The 15338-nt window shown below is 68.9% G+C and carries 12 protein-coding genes; 2 read left to right on the top strand and 10 right to left on the bottom strand.

What is annotated here, in order from left to right:
• Nucleotides 1-11: 11 nt before the first annotated feature.
• The 6 genes from Srubr_RS32155 to Srubr_RS32130 all read right to left on the bottom strand — a co-directional run bounded on the left by Srubr_RS32155 (nucleotide 12) and on the right by Srubr_RS32130 (nucleotide 8555).
• Nucleotides 12-1397, bottom strand: a complete 1386-nt coding sequence (locus Srubr_RS32155; protein WP_229926655.1) for an MFS transporter — start codon at nucleotides 1395-1397, stop codon at nucleotides 12-14.
• A gap of 61 nt (nucleotides 1398-1458) precedes the next feature.
• Nucleotides 1459-3660, bottom strand: a complete 2202-nt coding sequence (locus Srubr_RS32150) for a glycosyltransferase family 39 protein (protein WP_189994737.1) — start codon at nucleotides 3658-3660, stop codon at nucleotides 1459-1461.
• Nucleotides 3657-5141 (bottom strand): bifunctional glycosyltransferase family 2/GtrA family protein, encoded by a 1485-nt coding sequence (locus Srubr_RS32145; protein ID WP_189994739.1) that lies wholly within the window; start codon nucleotides 5139-5141, stop codon nucleotides 3657-3659. Before Srubr_RS32145 ends, Srubr_RS32150 begins: the two co-directional genes overlap by 4 nt.
• 14 nt (nucleotides 5142-5155) lie before the next feature.
• Nucleotides 5156-6805, bottom strand: a complete 1650-nt coding sequence (locus Srubr_RS32140; protein ID WP_189994742.1) for a sensor histidine kinase — start codon at nucleotides 6803-6805, stop codon at nucleotides 5156-5158.
• Complete coding sequence (locus Srubr_RS32135; RefSeq protein ID WP_189994743.1) at nucleotides 6802-7542, bottom strand: response regulator transcription factor; 741 nt, start codon at nucleotides 7540-7542, stop codon at nucleotides 6802-6804. The genes Srubr_RS32140 and Srubr_RS32135 overlap by 4 nt, the downstream gene beginning before the upstream one ends.
• Before the next feature lie 140 nt (nucleotides 7543-7682).
• Complete coding sequence (locus Srubr_RS32130) at nucleotides 7683-8555, bottom strand: DUF2797 domain-containing protein (RefSeq protein WP_189994746.1); 873 nt, start codon at nucleotides 8553-8555, stop codon at nucleotides 7683-7685.
• A gap of 1287 nt (nucleotides 8556-9842) precedes the next feature.
• On the opposite strand from Srubr_RS32130, the gene Srubr_RS32125 reads away from it, so the two are divergent.
• Nucleotides 9843-10826 (top strand): hypothetical protein, encoded by a 984-nt coding sequence (locus Srubr_RS32125; RefSeq protein WP_189994748.1) that lies wholly within the window; start codon nucleotides 9843-9845, stop codon nucleotides 10824-10826.
• A gap of 848 nt (nucleotides 10827-11674) precedes the next feature.
• Here the strand turns inward: Srubr_RS32125 and Srubr_RS32120 are convergent.
• The 4 genes from Srubr_RS32120 to Srubr_RS32105 all read right to left on the bottom strand — a co-directional run bounded on the left by Srubr_RS32120 (nucleotide 11675) and on the right by Srubr_RS32105 (nucleotide 14348).
• Nucleotides 11675-12382, bottom strand: coding sequence for a hypothetical protein (locus Srubr_RS32120; protein WP_189994749.1), 708 nt, complete (start codon nucleotides 12380-12382; stop codon nucleotides 11675-11677).
• A 706-nt stretch (nucleotides 12383-13088) separates the two neighbouring features.
• Entirely contained in the window at nucleotides 13089-13472 is a 384-nt protein-coding gene (locus Srubr_RS32115; protein ID WP_189994751.1) for a hypothetical protein, read from the bottom strand.
• Nucleotides 13466-13894, bottom strand: coding sequence for an ATP-binding protein (locus Srubr_RS32110; RefSeq protein WP_189994753.1), 429 nt, complete (start codon nucleotides 13892-13894; stop codon nucleotides 13466-13468). The genes Srubr_RS32115 and Srubr_RS32110 overlap by 7 nt, the downstream gene beginning before the upstream one ends.
• 46 nt (nucleotides 13895-13940) lie before the next feature.
• Entirely contained in the window at nucleotides 13941-14348 is a 408-nt protein-coding gene (locus Srubr_RS32105) for an NUDIX hydrolase (RefSeq protein WP_189995299.1), read from the bottom strand.
• Nucleotides 14349-14457: 109 nt separating this feature from the next.
• On the opposite strand from Srubr_RS32105, the gene Srubr_RS32100 reads away from it, so the two are divergent.
• Complete coding sequence (locus Srubr_RS32100) at nucleotides 14458-15246, top strand: GntR family transcriptional regulator (protein WP_086696535.1); 789 nt, start codon at nucleotides 14458-14460, stop codon at nucleotides 15244-15246.
• Nucleotides 15247-15338 lie beyond the last annotated feature (92 nt).

Raw genomic sequence — 15338 nt, 5'->3', positions numbered from 1 at the left:
GCCCCGCGTCGTCAGGCGGACACCCGCTCCGCCCGCCGCAGGAGCCCGGCCGCCACGAACCCGCCGACCAGCACGGCGACGGCCCCCACCAGCTGACCCGTGCCCAGTCCGACGGACAGCGACTCGCCCGACGCCACGGACGCGCTGAGCACGGCACCGAGGACGGCCACACCGAGACCGTTCCCGAACTCCGCCAGCGTGCCGTTGATGCCGGCGCCCACCCCCGCCTTCTCCGGCGGGATGGCGCTCATGATGGCGTGCGCCATCGCCGGGTTCGCCACCGCGCACCCCGCGCCGATCAGCAGCAGCCCGATCAGCGTCCCCGCGTAGCCGCCGGAGTCCAGCTCCGCGATCGACACCAGGCCCGCGGACATGCACACCATGCCCAGCGCGATCGACGCCGGCGTGCCCAGCCGCGCCGCCCACTTCGCGGACAGCCCGCTGAAGTTGAGCGCCACGACCGTCAGCGCCAGCGGGGCGGTCCGCAGACCGGCCTCCAGCGGTTCGTAGCCGAGGACGAACTGGAGGTGCTGGGTGAGCAGGAACAGCGCGCCGCCCATGCCGAACACGATGAGCACGGCCCCGGCGACCGCGCCGGTGAACCGCCGGTCCCGGAAGAAGTGGATGTCGAGCATCGGCTCCTCGGTCCGGTTCTCCCACCAGGCGAAGGCGCCCAGCACCAGCACCGCGACGGCCGCCGTGAGCAGCACCCGCGCCGACGTCCAGCCGTGGCCGGGCCCGGAGATGATCGCGTAGACGAGCGAGGCCATGCCGACAGTGGACAGCACCGCGCCGATCAGGTCCGGCCGCTCGCCGCGCGGGTTCTTGGACTCGGGCACGAGGATCACCACCGCGACCACGGCCAGCGCCGCGACCGGCAGGTTGATCAGGAAGATCGCGCCCCACCAGAAGTGGTCGAGCACGAAGCCGCCTATCAGCGGCCCGCCGGCGAACCCGAGCGCGTTGACCGCGCTCCAGATGCCGATCGCCTTCGCCTGCTCCTCGGGCGCGAAGATCTGCATCGCCACGGCCAGCGTGGTGGTCATCAGCAGCGCGCCGCCTATGCCCATGCCGGCCCGCGCGGCGATCAGCTGGCCGGTGCTGTCCGCGAGTCCGGCCACCAGCGAACCGGCGCCGAACAGGACGAGCCCGGTGATCAGCATCTTCTTGCGGCCGTAGCGGTCGGCGGCGCTGCCCGCGGTGAGCAGCAGGCCGGACTGGACCAGCGAGTACGCGTTGATCATCCACTGGATGTCCGAGGTGGTCGCGTGCAGCTCGCGGGTGAGCGAGGGGATGGCCACGTTCAGGACGGTGTTGTCGAGCAGCACGGTGAGCTGCGCGAGGCAGATGACGCCGAGAATCAGCCAGCGCTGGGGGTGGCCTTGGGATGTGGACATGCCGTACACCGTATAGCTTGGCTATACGGTGTACAACACAGTTTCCGGTCGGCCTCCGGGCTCAGTCGGCCGCCTTCCGCGTCAGGTCGTAGAACGTCGCCGAGCCCACCGTCACCTTCGTGAACGTGCTCTGCACCCAGGAGCTGATCTCGGAGGCGGTGCCGTTGCCGCCGCCCATTCCACCGCCCATCCCGCCGCCCGCGATGAAGTAGTGGATCCTGCCGTCCTCGACGTACTTCTTGAACCGGGCGAGCGTCGGGGACGGGTCGGTGCCGTTGAAGCCGCCGATCGCCATCACCGCCTCACCCGTGGCCAGCTGGTAGCTCGCCGCGTTCTGCGAACCGATGGAGGCGGCCACCCAGGTGTAGTCACCGGCGTCCTTCTCCAGCAGCTTCTTCGCCTCGGCCGGCACATCGGCGCCGTTCAGCAGGGCGCCGGCGCCGCCCATGCCGCCCTCACGGGTCCGGCCGCCGCCGGGGAAGCCGGTGCCGTTCTGTGGGTTGCCGTTCTGCGGGTTGCCGTTCTGCGGGTTCTGGCCGGTGCCGTTCTGCGGGGTGCCGTCCTGCTGGTTCCGGCCGGTGCCGTTCTGCTGGTTCCGGCCCGGCATGCCGCCGGGGAAGCCGCCGCCCGGGAAGCCGTTGCCGTTCGGCTGACCCTGCTGGTTCTGCCGGCCCTGGCCGGGCATGCCCTCCCAGGCGCGGCCACCACCGGGTCCGCCCGGGCCGCGCATCGTGCTCGCGCCCGCCGGACCCGCCGTGACGATCGAACCGGTGTGGCCCTGCCGGACGGTGCTGAGGGTGTACGCGGCCGGTCCGGCCAGCGCGGCGACGAGGCCCACGGCCGCCGTCGCGCGGGCGAGCCGCCGGGGCAGCCGGCCGGCGAAGACCAGGCCGAGCGCCGCGGCCAGCCCGCCGACCAGGACCAGCCACCGCAGCCAGGGCAGGTAGTCGGGGGTGCGGTGGAGCAGGACGTAGCCCCAGGCCGCCGCCGCGACGAGGGACGCGGCCAGCGTGACGGCCGCCCACCCCGCGCGCCGCCGCTCCCACAGCAGCCCGGCGCCCATGCCGGTCACGGCCGCGAGGTAGGGGGCGAGGGCCACCGTGTAGTACTGGTGGAAGATGCCCGCCATGTAGCTGAACACCACCATGGTCGTCAGCAGCGAGCCGCCCCAGACCAGGAACGAGGCACGGGTGACCGAGGTCCGGCGGGCCCCGCGCGTGGCCACCAGGCCGGCGGCGAGCAGGATCAGCGCGGTGGGCAGCAGCCAGGAGATCTGGCCGCCGATCTCGGAGTTGAACATCCGGTCCCAGCCGGTCTCGCCCCACCTTCCGCCGCCGCCCGGCCCGCCACCGCCGCCGACGCTGCCGGTCTCCTCGCCGTTCAGCCGGCCCAGGCCGTTGTAGCCGAAGGTCAGCTCCAGGAAGCTGTTGTGCTGCGAACCGCCGATGTACGGGCGGGAGGAGGCCGGCCACAGCTCGACGACCGCGACCCACCAGCCGCCCGAGACGACCAGCGCGAGCGTCGCCGCCGCCAGCTGGGCGAAGCGCCTGCGCAGCGGCACCGGGGCGCACACCGCGTAGACGACCGCCAGCGCCGGCAGGATCAGGAACGCCTGGAGCGTCTTGGCGAGGAACGCGAAACCGACCGCGGTCCCGGCCCACACCAGCCACTTGGTCCGGCCGTCCTCCAGGGCGCGCACGACGAGGTAGCAGGCCGCCGACATCAGCAGGGCCAGCAGCGCGTCGGGGTTGTTGAAGCGGAACATCAGCGCCGCGACCGGGGTGAGCGCCAGCACCGTACCCGCGACCAGACCGGCCACCGGGCTGAACCGGCGGCGCACGGCCGCGTACACGACGGCGACGGTCGCCACGCCCATCAGCACCTCGGGCGCCAGGATGGCCCAGGAGTTCAGGCCGAACAGGCGCACGGACAGCGCCATCGGCCACAGCGCGGCCGGCGGCTTGTCGACGGTGATGGCGTTGCCCGCGTCCAGCGAGCCGAAGAAGAACGCCTTCCAGGACGTGCTGCCCGCCTGGACGGCCGCCGAGTAGAAGGAGTTGGCGTAGCCGGAGGCGCCGAGGCCGTACAGGTAGAGCAGCAGGGTGGCGGCCAGCAGGACCAGCAGGGCCGGGCGCGCCCAGCGGGGGTCCTCGGGCCGGCCGCGCCACAGCCGCCGTACGAACGGCAGCCCCGGCCCGGCGGCCGGCTCCCGTACGGTCGTGGCGCCGGGCGCGGTCGTCGGCGGGGCGTCATGGGTGGTCATCGGGTGTCCCCCGGGTCGGTGGAGTACGGGCGCGCCGGCCGCGGGCGCGCGGTGGCGTCCGTGGTCTCGGCGGCGTGGAGGCGGGTGGTGGCCTCGGCGGCGTGGAGGCGGGTGGTGGCCTCGGTGCCGTGCGGGTGGGTGGGGGCCTGGTGCGGCCAGGCGTACGGGGGCGGGGGCTGGGTCGGCGCGGTGGCCGTCGGGGACGGGGTGGGTGCGGTGGCCGTCGGGAGCGGGCCGGGCTCCGTCCGGTCCGGGAAGACCCAGGCGCGGAAGAGCAGGAACCGCAGCACGGTCGCCGCGAGGTTGGCGGCGATGAGCACCGCCAGTTCGGTGGAGTGCGCCGGGCTGTCGCCGGCCGCGTTCAGGGCGGCGAGCGAGCCGCTGGTCAGGGCGAGGCCGATACCGAAGACCACCAGGCCCTGCGCCTGGTGGCGGACCGCGCCGCCCCGGCCGCGCACCCCGAAGGTGAGCCGGCGGTTGGCGGCCGTGTTGGCGACGGCGGAGACGAGCAGCGCGAGCGCGTTGGCGGTCTGGGGGCCGACGGCCTGCCGGAAGGCGCTGTACAGCAGCAGGTAGAAGAGCGTGGACAGGCCGCCGACCACGCAGAAGCCGACGAGCTGGCGGGCCAGGCCGTGCGGCACGTCGGTCAGCTCGCGGTCGCGCGGATCGTCGCCGAAGGGCCGGGCCAGCCGGTCCAGCGGCAGCGAACCGGTCGCCAGGGCCCTGCCGACCCGCCACACGCCCTTGAGGTCCTCGGTGGCCGTCCTGACGATGTGCACGGTGGAGTCGGGGTCGTCGACCCAGTCGACCGGCACCTCGTGGATCCTCAGGCCCGCCCGCTCGGCGAGCACCAGCAGCTCGGTGTCGAAGAACCAGCCGGTGTCCTCCACCAGCGGCAGCAGCGCCTGGGCCACGTCCCGGCGGATCGCCTTGAAGCCGCACTGCGCGTCCGAGAAGCGGGCCTGGAGCGAACCGCGCAGGATCAGGTTGTAGGCCCGGCTGATGAACTCCCGCTTGGGGCCGCGTACGACCCGGGAGGCGCGGGCCAGCCGGGAACCGATCGCCAGGTCCGAGTGGCCGGAGATCAGCGGCGCCACCAGCGGCAGCAGGGCGTTGAGGTCGGTGGACAGGTCGACGTCCATGTAGGCGAGGACCGGGGCGTCGGAGGCCGACCACACGGTCCGCAGCGCCCGTCCCCGGCCCTTCAGCTCCAGCCGTACGGTGCCCACCTCGGGAATCTCGGCCGCCAGCCGCGCCGCCACCAGGGGGGTGGTGTCGGTGGAGGCGTTGTCCGCGATGGTGATGCGGAAGGCGTACGGGAAGGTGCGCGCGAGGTGCTCGTGCAGCCGGCGCACGCACGGCGGGAGGTCCTTCTCCTCGTTGTAGACGGGGATCACTACGTCCAGGACAGGCGTACCGGCGTCTCCGGCCGGGAGGTGATCCCGCGCCGGCAGGGTGCCGGGAGAAGAGTCGGTTCGCATGGCACCGACTCTTCTCAGGCCCCCTGTCGTGCCCGTGTGGTGACGCTGTGCTGCGGCTGTGAGTGCGGGTGCGGGACCGGCCCCCCGGCGTCCGAGGCGGGCAGGGCGGGCAGAGCGGGCAGAGCGGGCAGAGCGGGCAGGTGCAGGGTGAACACCGTGCGGCCGGGCGCGCTGTCCACGGTCACGGTGCCCCCGTGCGCGGCGGCCACGGCCTGCACGATGGCGAGCCCGAGGCCCGTGGACCCGGTGGCGCGGGAGCGCGCGGAGTCACCCCGGGCGAACCGCTCGAAGACGTGCGGCAGCAGCGGCGCCGGGATGCCCGGCCCGTCGTCCTCCACGTCCACGCACGTCCACGGCCCGTGCCGGCGCACCCGCGCGGTGACGGTCGTACCGGGCGGGGTGTGCTTGCGGGCGTTGCCCAGCAGGTTGACCAGCACCTGCTGGATCCGGGCCGGGTCCGCCGAGACCGGGGCCGGGGCGTCGGGCAGGTCGAGCCGCCAGGTGTGGTCCGGGCCCGCCGCGCGGGAGTCGCTGACGGTGTCGACGACCAGCGGGACCAGGTCGGTGTGCTCCCACTGGAGCGGACGGCCGGCGTCGAGCCGGGCGAGCAGCAGCAGGTCCTCCACGAGCAGGGTCATCCGCCCGGCCTCGGACTCGATCCGGCCGAGGGCGTGCCGGGTGTCGGGTCCGATCTCCTCGTGTCCGCGCCGGGTGAGTTCGGCGTATCCGCGGATGGAGGCGAGCGGGGTGCGCAGCTCATGGCTGGCGTCGGCCACGAACCGGCGTACCCGTGTCTCGCTCTGCTGCCGGGCGTGCAGGGCGCCGTGGACGTGGTCGAGCATCCGGTTGAGCGCGGCACCGACCCGGCCGACCTCCGTGTGCGGGTCGCACTCCGCCTCCGGGACCCGTTCGCTGAGGTTCACCTCGCCGCTGTGCAGGGGCAGTTCGGATACCCGGGTGGCGGTGGCGGCGACCCTGCGCAGGGGGCGGGTGGCGACGCCGACGAGCACGTAGCCGGCGATGGCGGCGGCGACGAGTCCGGCGGCGGTGACGCAGACCTCGACCAGGATCAGGGTGTTGATGTTGTCGTCGGTGTCCTTGGTGGGCAGCGCCACGTAGAAGGCGTCGGTGCCGTTCTGGCTCGCCATGTACTTCACGCGGTAGTCGCCGAGGCCCGGGATACGTACGGTGTGCGCGGCGCCGTCCCGCGGCACCGTGCCGAGCGCCGTCTTCTGCGCGCTGGTCAGGCTGTCGGCGCGGGACCGCTTGAAGAAGCCGTTGTCGTCGTTCTGCCGCCGGGCGACGGCCGCGCTGCCGATCGAGGAGCCGCGCACGTAGGCGGCGACGGCGCCGAACGGGGTCGGCCCCTTCGTCAGCAGGTTCTCCACCTTGGTGTCCGGGGTGACGGCGTCCGGCAGGCGGGGCACCCCGGGGCCGGCACCGCCGCCGGGTTCCGGATGCCCGGCCCCGCGCAGGGCGAACTCGGTGACCTTGCCGTCCAGTTGCTCGTACAGGTGCGAGCGCAGCGCCAGCGTGGTCACCGTACCGATCACCGCGCACACCACCGCGATCAGCGTCACGGACGCGACGACGAGGCGTGTCCGCAGGGTGCGCGGCTGACCCGCCCGGCGCCGTCGGGGACCGGGCCGCCGCCACCCGCTCACGACGCGGCGGGCTTGATCAGATAACCGGCACCCCGCCGCGTGTGGATCATCGGCTCCCGGCCGGCGTCGATCTTCCGCCGCAGGTAGGAGATGTACAGCTCCACGACGTTGGCCTGGCCGCCGAAGTCGTACGACCACACGCGGTCCAGGATCTGCGCCTTGCTGAGCACCCGCCGGGGGTTGCGCATGAGGAAGCGCAGCAACTCGAACTCGGTGGCGGTCAGGTGGATGGACTCGCCGCCCCGGAAGACCTCGTGGCTGTCCTCGTCCAGGGTCAGGTCGCCCACGACGAGCACCGAGTCGGACCTCCGGTCGGCGGCGCCCGACCTGCGGATCAGCCCGCGCAGCCGGGCGACGACCTCCTCGAGGCTGAACGGCTTGGTGACGTAGTCGTCGCCGCCGGCGGTGAGCCCGGCGATACGGTCCTCCACCGCGTCCTTGGCGGTGAGGAAGAGCACGGGCACGTCCGGCAGTTCGCGCCGCAGCCGCCCGAGCACGGACAGGCCGTCCATGTCCGGCAGCATCATGTCGAGCACGACGGCGTCGGGCCGGAACTCGCGGGCCGCCTGGACGGCCCCCTGTCCGTCGCCCGCGCTCCTGATCTGCCAGCCCTCGTAGCGCAGGGCCATGCTCAGTAGTTCGGTGATCGACAGCTCGTCGTCCACCACAAGCACCCGGACGGGGCTCCCGTCCGGCCTCAGCAGTTCGGTGCGCCCCTGGGGCGAGGTCGTGGTCATGCCGGCCACCCTGTCGGGGCGCTCTGAGAAGACGCTTTCCGGAGTCTGTGATTTCTCTGAGAAACACCCGGGAACCGTCCGGAGCCGTCCGTCGGCCGTCCGGGAGCCGTTCGCCAGCCGCATCCGGTGGCGCCCCGCCGTCAGAACAGCCCGTCCGGTTCCCTGCCGAACTCCCGGACGGGGAAGGCGCATCCGTCCACCGCCGACTCGGCCGGCACCAGCTCCCACCCCGTCATCAGCCGGGTGTCCAGAACCACGGCCCCGCGCCCGCCGACGGCCAGATGAAGATCGGGCCCGGCGGCCGCGACCAGTTCCCCGCGCACGCTCCCGCCGGGCACCAGTTCCAGCACCTCACCGAACGCCTCCGGAATCCCCGCGAGCCCGAACACCCCCACGTGGTCCACGACGTGGCAGGGCTCGGGCCGCAGCGACTCCGGCCACCCGGCGAGCGCGACGGCCCGCGCGTGCAGCTCCCGCAGCTCGGCGGCGCGCTCCGCCGCCGTGCCCGGCAGCGCCGACCGCACCGCCCGCTTCTCGGTGTACGGCACCCGGTCCGGCACGCCCAGCGCGGCCCGCAGCAACTCCTCGGCGCGCCGCGCGGCCATCAGCGGGCCGGTGCCGAGCCAGCTGAAACAGACGGCGCCCTGCTCCAGCAGCCGGGCCGGCCCCCGCTCCACGGCGGTGATGCCGGCCTTCACCATGCCCGGCCCGAACCAGGCCAGGTAGACCCGGTACGGCCGGGGGTCGTCCGCGACCGTGTCGGCGGCCACCGAGTGCGCCCGCGCCAGCCGCGCGCACTCCTCGCAGCGCCCGCCCGTACTCCGCCCCGGCACGACGGCCCGCACCGCACACTCGTTCCCCCGCACCCCGGCACACCCCCGCACACCCCCCTCCGGCACAGCGAAGGCGACCCGCTTCCCCCACCGCAGCGCGCTGCCCCGCCCACCACCCCACACCAACACCGGACCGTCCGCCGACCAGCGAATCCCCGAACATTTCCAGACGCGTGCCATCAGTGGCGAGGGTAAGGGATGTCCGCCACCGCCAAGGCAAAAGCCAGAGACCCTGTGGATCACTCCACAGGGCCTCTGACGTGCTGTGCACTCGGCAGGATTCGAACCTGCAACCTTCTGATCCGTAGCTCTACAGAGATCGGTCAGCGGGGGTCATAGAGGCCACCACGCGGTCCCTCCGAGCCAGGGCCGGTCATGGTCGGTTGCTGGGGTTGCTGTACTTCGTTGCTGTACTGAACCCCCCAAGCACCAAGGTGAGGAATGCGGTTGCGTCCACGTACGCGTTGACGATCTGAGCCGCGCGGGCAGAGATGATCACAACCACCACGATGACTGTGATTAGCCATAGCTGGGGGCGCGGGTTTGACATGGGGTGCGAGATGGGGGACACACTCATCACTGAACCCTTCAAGTTGGGTTTGAAGCCCATCGGTACTGTCCGCGCCGGCAAGCTGGGGTGGTACCGGTGGGCGCTCTTCGCTGCGAACGCGAACGTAGCAGGGGATCGACCGTTGAAATCCCTCCGCGAACAGCCCACCAATCACTCTCGGATGTCAAGTCATTTAACATGAGCACTCTGCGTAGCCTCTGCCTATGCGGAATCCGCACGCCATATGCCTGATCCGCATACGCCATGGCAAGAACGTCCGTTTTTGCGCTGGCCGTCACCAGGCGTGACAGCAATAGAATGGCTGAATATCGGCGTGAGGCCAGGTTGAAGCGTGGTTCTGACCTCAGCCACCGAAGGTCAGCTACAACGGTGGGTTCGCCGACCGACCAGGCGCGCGTGTGTCTCGTTGCCCCCACCGGCCTCATCCACGCTGTCCCCGTCGTCGGCCAGAGCAAGTCGCGACGGCCGGCCCGTGACGATGGTGGGAGCCCTCAGCTTGGGAAGCTGATGTGGTCCAGGGCTCGTTGCCGGGCTGGCCTGCTGCGGAAGGCTGTCGCCGACCGGCGGCACGTCCTTTGCATCCCCCGTGTTCCCCGTGGTCCCCCCCACGATCTGGCACGCCTATGGCATGACCGCTTCGCTGACGGCGGGCACCCCTGCATGCAGGCGCTTAGAAGGACCCCGAGCGCTTCGGCGGCGGTACGGCTCTGACCTGCGGGGGAGTGCTCGCCTTTGAGTCGCTGATCGGCAACGTCGACACGTATTCGACTGATGGGGAGCGGCGCAGCGAATGTGCACCGGCCGTGAAGGGCTTCCACGTCGGCTCACCTCCCAAGCCCATCTGTCAGTGGCGCCTCGTACCATCCAACTGACGGCGGCAACCTGGGAGGGGCAAAGTGGCGGAGTCGGCCGAGCACGCTTTTCTTTCCGATGCAGTTCTGCAAATTCTTGAGAATACATCGGAGTCTCGTCTTTACGCATACAAAGAGGCGGATCGTAAACGTTTTGATTTCGCTTGCGATCTCGCCACCAATTGGAAGAGGGCTGTTTCGGGGCAGACGCTCTGGAAGCATAACGAGGGTATCGACAAAGATATCAGAATGCTGCTTTCTGAAGCGGAATCAGATATTCTCGTCTATGTTGCCCGCACTACCATGAAGAATAAGGCGGTGCTGTACGAGGCTATCTCCGACTATAAAAAAGCCGGGCTGGCGGACAGGCTTGACCGGCTGCGCGTATTCTGGGTTCCAGAAGACTTTGACGCTGACTCGGAGAGTCATAGGAGTCTAGTTTACTCGGATCTTGAAAACTCGTTGTCCCGTGATCTCCTGCTTGCAGTCGTTCTTGGTGGCATCACTGAGAGTGATGTGGCTTCCTTTGCAACGTGGAGTGGAATGTGTGGCCTCAGTCTCTCCGTATTGGCGCAAGTCGAAGCATCTGGCTTTGATAACTACACGAAGCTCGGAAAGCGGATGGGCGTCGGGGTCGCTCCGGTAAAGGAGAGGATCATCCGTCTGAACCTTACGGGATTCATCGTCCGAAGCCCGGATCCTCGAAAATCGGGAACCATTTATGAAGTGTCACCCAAGGGGTATGCCCTCATGGATCTCTGCGGAAGACTCGCTGCCGAGCGAGGCAAAGGTGGCCACGTGGACTCTGGGTTGAGGCATGTGTGCTCATTGCTGGGCATCGATCCCAGGAAAGTTGACCTCTGGCCTTTCATGCCCGATTATGATGCGTCACGCGATGGGGGGCTAAATCCTCATCTTCGCCGCGATACCTCTTTGCGGCTGGCCAAGGAAATTAACGACGCACTCGCTAGATGGGGTGTGTCACTTCCTGACCCGCACTACGAAATTCCCGGCCTGGATATCTCGTAAGGTCACCGGAGTCCTATGACCGAGTGAAGGCACTTCTGCCGACCTATCCCCTTGATGCGAACTATGGGCATGGTGGTTGCCGAGGTCTCCTGGGCTGGTGCGGCGGATGGCTGGGGGCACCGATGGGTGGCGCGGGACGGTGAGGTTGCTGTACTTCGCTGCTGCTGCGAGGGTCAAGGGGCGTCGGCTGAGCAGCCACGCGGTAGATCTTGGGCAGCAGCTCTCTCAGTAGCCGGTCTACTGATCACTTGTCTCGCTCACCAGCGAGGCTGACGAAGCCCAGGGCTCCGACCAGCTCGGATGCCGTGGGCTTCTGTCGTTGTCGGTTGGCGTTGGGTGACCTCGGACGGCCCAGGGACGGCCCTGCACTGCGCGTCGGCCCGCCGTCAGCAGCCGCCCGCCCACCGCTATCCCGCGAAGTTGGTGGTGGCGAGAGACGGTCACGCTGATCAAATAAAGCGCGTGCGCGCGTGCATGGCTCCTGCGACCCTGGCATCTTGTTCGGGCCGCCCGTGTCGCCGCCAGTGGTCGGGGAACAAGGTGCTGCCGTCCGCCACCGTAGCCGTCAGTGCTGTCGGCACTGCCGTCGGCCACAGCTTCCGCTTAAGGCCGCCGTCATTCGCCGACATCTGGCATCGCCTGATGCCAGGCCGGCCTCTCGTGCTGGATCACGGCCGCCGATAGGCGGCCTGGTCGGTTCCGGCAGCCGGATCGGGCATGGCTGCATACGTGCTAAGACGTGCTGTGGAGTTCGATCGCTGTGCCTGCTAATCGCTGTGCACTGCTAACGGCATGCAACAGGGCCCAGCGATCGCTTACAACTCCAGTGGCAGCTTCTCTGGTCAACTTTAAGAGCCGTGACCTGCCTTGGGCTTCAGGAAGTCCCTAAGGCTTTCAGGATTGAATTCATGACCTTCAATGAAGCCTTCGCCCGTGGCTAGAACTTCATGGTTCCTTAAAGCCCCCTCGCGGAAGTATTCCGCGAATGGCAGCAAATGATCGGTGAAATATTGAGCGGCGAAGTCCTTGTGGACCACGTCGACCGCAAGATGCCTTCCGGCTTCTCCTAAAAACTCACCAAGATCCTTCGGTTCATGCCGGAATAGCCTGCACCATGGTCTCGCTTCAAGTTTTACGCCGGATGAGTTGTTCGTCGCAACTATCATGGGTGCATCCACAACAGCTACTGCGCATACTAGGTAGGCATCGAACCAATGGGCGGTTGTCGGCGGTCGCGAAGCTTCGATGAAGTGGGTCGCGGCACTAATCAGTGGCATTACTATGCCGTTGTATGCGTCAATTCCCGATAGTTCGAGACGTGGACCCTTCCTTGCGCACTTGCTGACAATAGAGAAACCCTCAACTTTGTGGAATGGGTGCAGGGTGAGGTCAAGTGCCTCCGATACGGAGAAATGCCAAGAAGAAGGGTTATCGTCTGTCGTGACGACGACCTCTTTAATGCCTAGACCGCAGATGGTGGGCAGATCGAGTTTCCAGGGTGCTGGACTGGTCGAGAAGAAAACGTAGGGAAGGTTCGACTGCTTGCATTCGATCATCACCGTGAGTGTCGGTCGAATGCGAGACTCCTGGGGAGGAGTGTGTTCTAGTTCCCGTCTAGCCACTAGATCGATTGAACGCATTTCTCCTGATAGTCGGTCCCTGAACCCCCATTCTTGCTGCACCCTGAAATCTTGCTCAAGCAGTTGGAATATCGTGCTTTGGAGGGGGTAGCCGGACTTCTCTACAGCTTCCTGCAGTGCGTCAAGTGTAAGGCCATCTCTGAGCTGTCCCCAGGCTGGCGCGTCAGGCTCATCGGTTGGTTTCATTGAGCACCCCGTGTCTTCGTGGCTCGGCCACCAATGAGGATAAGGTCAAGGCCAGGTGCTAGTCCGGGGAATTCTTCAGCAAGTCGGCGCAAGCGGTCGGTGCAGCGGCTTTGGGCTGGAGCTGCTTTGGCGCGAGTGATCATGGCCCCGTAAGCTTCCGGCGCGTCGGGCAGTCTGTGGACCTGCCCGGTAAAGCACGACGCTGGGGCCATGATCTTCGAGGCTCGCGCCAAAGTGGCTGCCTAAAGCCGCGGAGCCGACCGCCCCAGCCACGACGTACCCCTTCTCTGGCGGCAAGCGGCTGATTGGTGTGCTCGCGGCGCGGGCACCGGCCGGGCTGGAGCGGGGCGGAGACAGGAGCGCAGGCCCGGCCGGGGGCCGGGCCGCGCGCGGTGAGCGGAGCGAGCCGCCTTGAACCAGTAGAGAAAGTTGTAACTCAGTCTGTCGAGCGGGGCGTGAAGTCGTGTGCGCATGCTGGGAGTTCGGTGCCCTGGCGGTGCGCGAGGGGCAGGAAGAACGCCGGCCGGATCGTCCAGGTGATGCGGGTGCCGGCGTGGGTCAGTGACACCGTGCAAGGCTCGGCCCGCAGCAGGGCTCGTCGGGTGTCGATCCTGCCGTCATACATCCACTCCCACGCTGCACTGGAGGCGTCCGCGTCCAGTGCCGGGAAAATCGTTTCGAGGGCGACCGCTACCCAACGGTCCGCTTGTGGAGCGGAGTAGGCGTCGAACGATGCCACCAGTGCCGGCGGGCCCTGTTCGGTCAGGCTCTCCGTCCAGCACTCGCACCAGAACCCCCACCGGGGCAGCTTCATCAGCATCGTCGGCCTCCCAGCCGTGCGTCGGCGTATAGCTCGGCGGTGACCGTGTGGCCCTGGTCGGTGTCGTGGACGACGACCCGATGGGCGAGGGCGCTGACCATGCCCAAGCCCCGGCCGTGCTCGGCGTCCTGGTCCTGGTGCTCGACCTTCGGGGCCGTGGCCGCGCCGCCATCGTCCGTGACCGAGACCGCGACCACTTGGGCCGAGACCGCTACGGCCAGGTGGAAGCTGCCGGGCTCCCAGCCGCTGGCCGTGTGGCGGATCGCGTTCGTGCTCAGCTCGCTCACGATCAGCTCGGCGTCGTCGGCCAGAGGGGAGTCGCGCAGGATGTCGCGGGTCCAGCGGCGGGCCCGGCTCACTTCTTCCGGGAATCCTGGGCAACTCAGCCCCCAGACCCGGGCTGTACTCGTATACTCGTGCATACAAGTTCCTTCGTGCTGGTAGGCCGCCATGTGCAGCGGGTTCGGGCTAGACGAGTTTCACGCCATCGTGGGCGCGAACGGCCGGCGGGGCCGTAGCGTCGAGTGCGTCAAGGACGCGTATCGCGTACGCCTCGTCGGCAAGCTCGGTGACCTCTTCGCGGGTGGCCCAGCGCAGTGCGCGGGTCTCGTCACCGGTGGTGGGCACACCGTCGGCGGCTTCGCAGCGGAAGACCAGCGAGACGATCAGGCCCTTCATGTTCTTGTAGACGCCGGTCAGGGTCGCCGGAAGGGCGATCTTGATGCCGGTCTCTTCGAGGACTTCCCGCTGGAGGGCTTCCGGGATGGTCTCCTCGCGTTCGAGGACACCGCCCGGCGGCTCCCAGTGACCGTTGTCGCGGCGCTGGATCAGGAGGGCCCGGCCCTGGTCGTCCACGACGACCCCGGCGACGCTCACGGAGTGCGGGCGTTCAGTGCTCACGTTCCTCGGCCCTCTCGGCTGGCTAGGCTCTCCACCGTAGCAACAGCACTCGCCCACTCGTCTAGATACCTAAAGGAGTACTCACGTGAGCCCTCTTTCTTCGGGCCTCCTCGGTGATCTCGACCCCACGAGCGATCGTGCGGTCTTCAGGCAGATCGCCGACCAGCTGCGCGAGGCCATCGACCGTGGGCGATTCCGCGAGGGCGAGAAGCTGCCCTCCGAAGCCGACCTCGTGGACCACTTCGGGGTGTCCCGGATGACGGTCCGCAACGCCTTCTCCATCCTCCAGGGCGAGGGCCTGGTCCACGCCGAGCACGGCCGGGGAGTCTTCGTACGGCCACGACCGCCCGTCAGGCGCCTCGCCTCCGACCGCTTCGCCCGCCGTCACCGGGAACAGGGCAAGTCCGCGTTCATCGTGGAGGCCGACGCGGCCGGCGGCCACCCCCAGGTGGACAGCCTGGAGGTCAAGGAGGAGAAGGCCAGCCAGGACATCTCCACCCGGCTCGGCTCCGTGCGGCGAGTCCTGGCCCGACGGCGCCGGTACCTGCTCGACGGGCGGCCGGTCGAGTTCGCCACCTCTTACCTCCCCCTCGACATCGCCCGCGGGACCCCCATCGCCGAACCCAACCCCGGCCCCGGCGGCATCTATGCCCGCCTGGAGGAGCTGGGCCACCGCCTCGACCACTTCGACGAGGAGATCCGCGCCCGGATGCCCTCGCCCGCCGAGGTGAAGACGCTGCGGCTGGCCGCCGGTGTCCCGGTCATCCACCTCATCCGGACCGCCTTCGACACCGAGGGGCGGGCCGTGGAGGTCTGTGACACGGTGATGGCGGCGGACGCGTACGTCCTCTCGTACCAGCTTCCGGCGACCTGATCGTCACGATTTGCGGTGGTGCGCGGGGACGTTCTCCCGAACTCGTACACCCCAACACGCTTACTCGTATAGACGAGTGGGCGAGTTGTGTG

It is taken from the genome of Streptomyces rubradiris (assembly GCF_016860525.1).
GTDB classification, from domain to species: domain Bacteria; phylum Actinomycetota; class Actinomycetes; order Streptomycetales; family Streptomycetaceae; genus Streptomyces; species Streptomyces rubradiris.
This window is presented reverse-complemented; position numbering and strand designations above follow the sequence as displayed.

Coding starts and splice junctions, on each gene's coding strand:
- Srubr_RS32110 (WP_189994753.1), bottom strand. CDS start 13,894: ATGCACGAGTATACGAGTACAGCCCGGGTCTGGGGGCTGAGTTGCCCA.
- Srubr_RS32150 (WP_189994737.1), bottom strand. CDS start 3,660: ATGACCACCCATGACGCCCCGCCGACGACCGCGCCCGGCGCCACGACC.
- Srubr_RS32135 (WP_189994743.1), bottom strand. CDS start 7,542: ATGACCACGACCTCGCCCCAGGGGCGCACCGAACTGCTGAGGCCGGAC.
- Srubr_RS32120 (WP_189994749.1), bottom strand. CDS start 12,382: ATGATCGAATGCAAGCAGTCGAACCTTCCCTACGTTTTCTTCTCGACC.
- Srubr_RS32115 (WP_189994751.1), bottom strand. CDS start 13,472: ATGCTGATGAAGCTGCCCCGGTGGGGGTTCTGGTGCGAGTGCTGGACG.
- Srubr_RS32130 (WP_189994746.1), bottom strand. CDS start 8,555: ATGGCACGCGTCTGGAAATGTTCGGGGATTCGCTGGTCGGCGGACGGT.
- Srubr_RS32145 (WP_189994739.1), bottom strand. CDS start 5,141: ATGCGAACCGACTCTTCTCCCGGCACCCTGCCGGCGCGGGATCACCTC.
- Srubr_RS32155 (WP_229926655.1), bottom strand. CDS start 1,397: ATGTCCACATCCCAAGGCCACCCCCAGCGCTGGCTGATTCTCGGCGTC.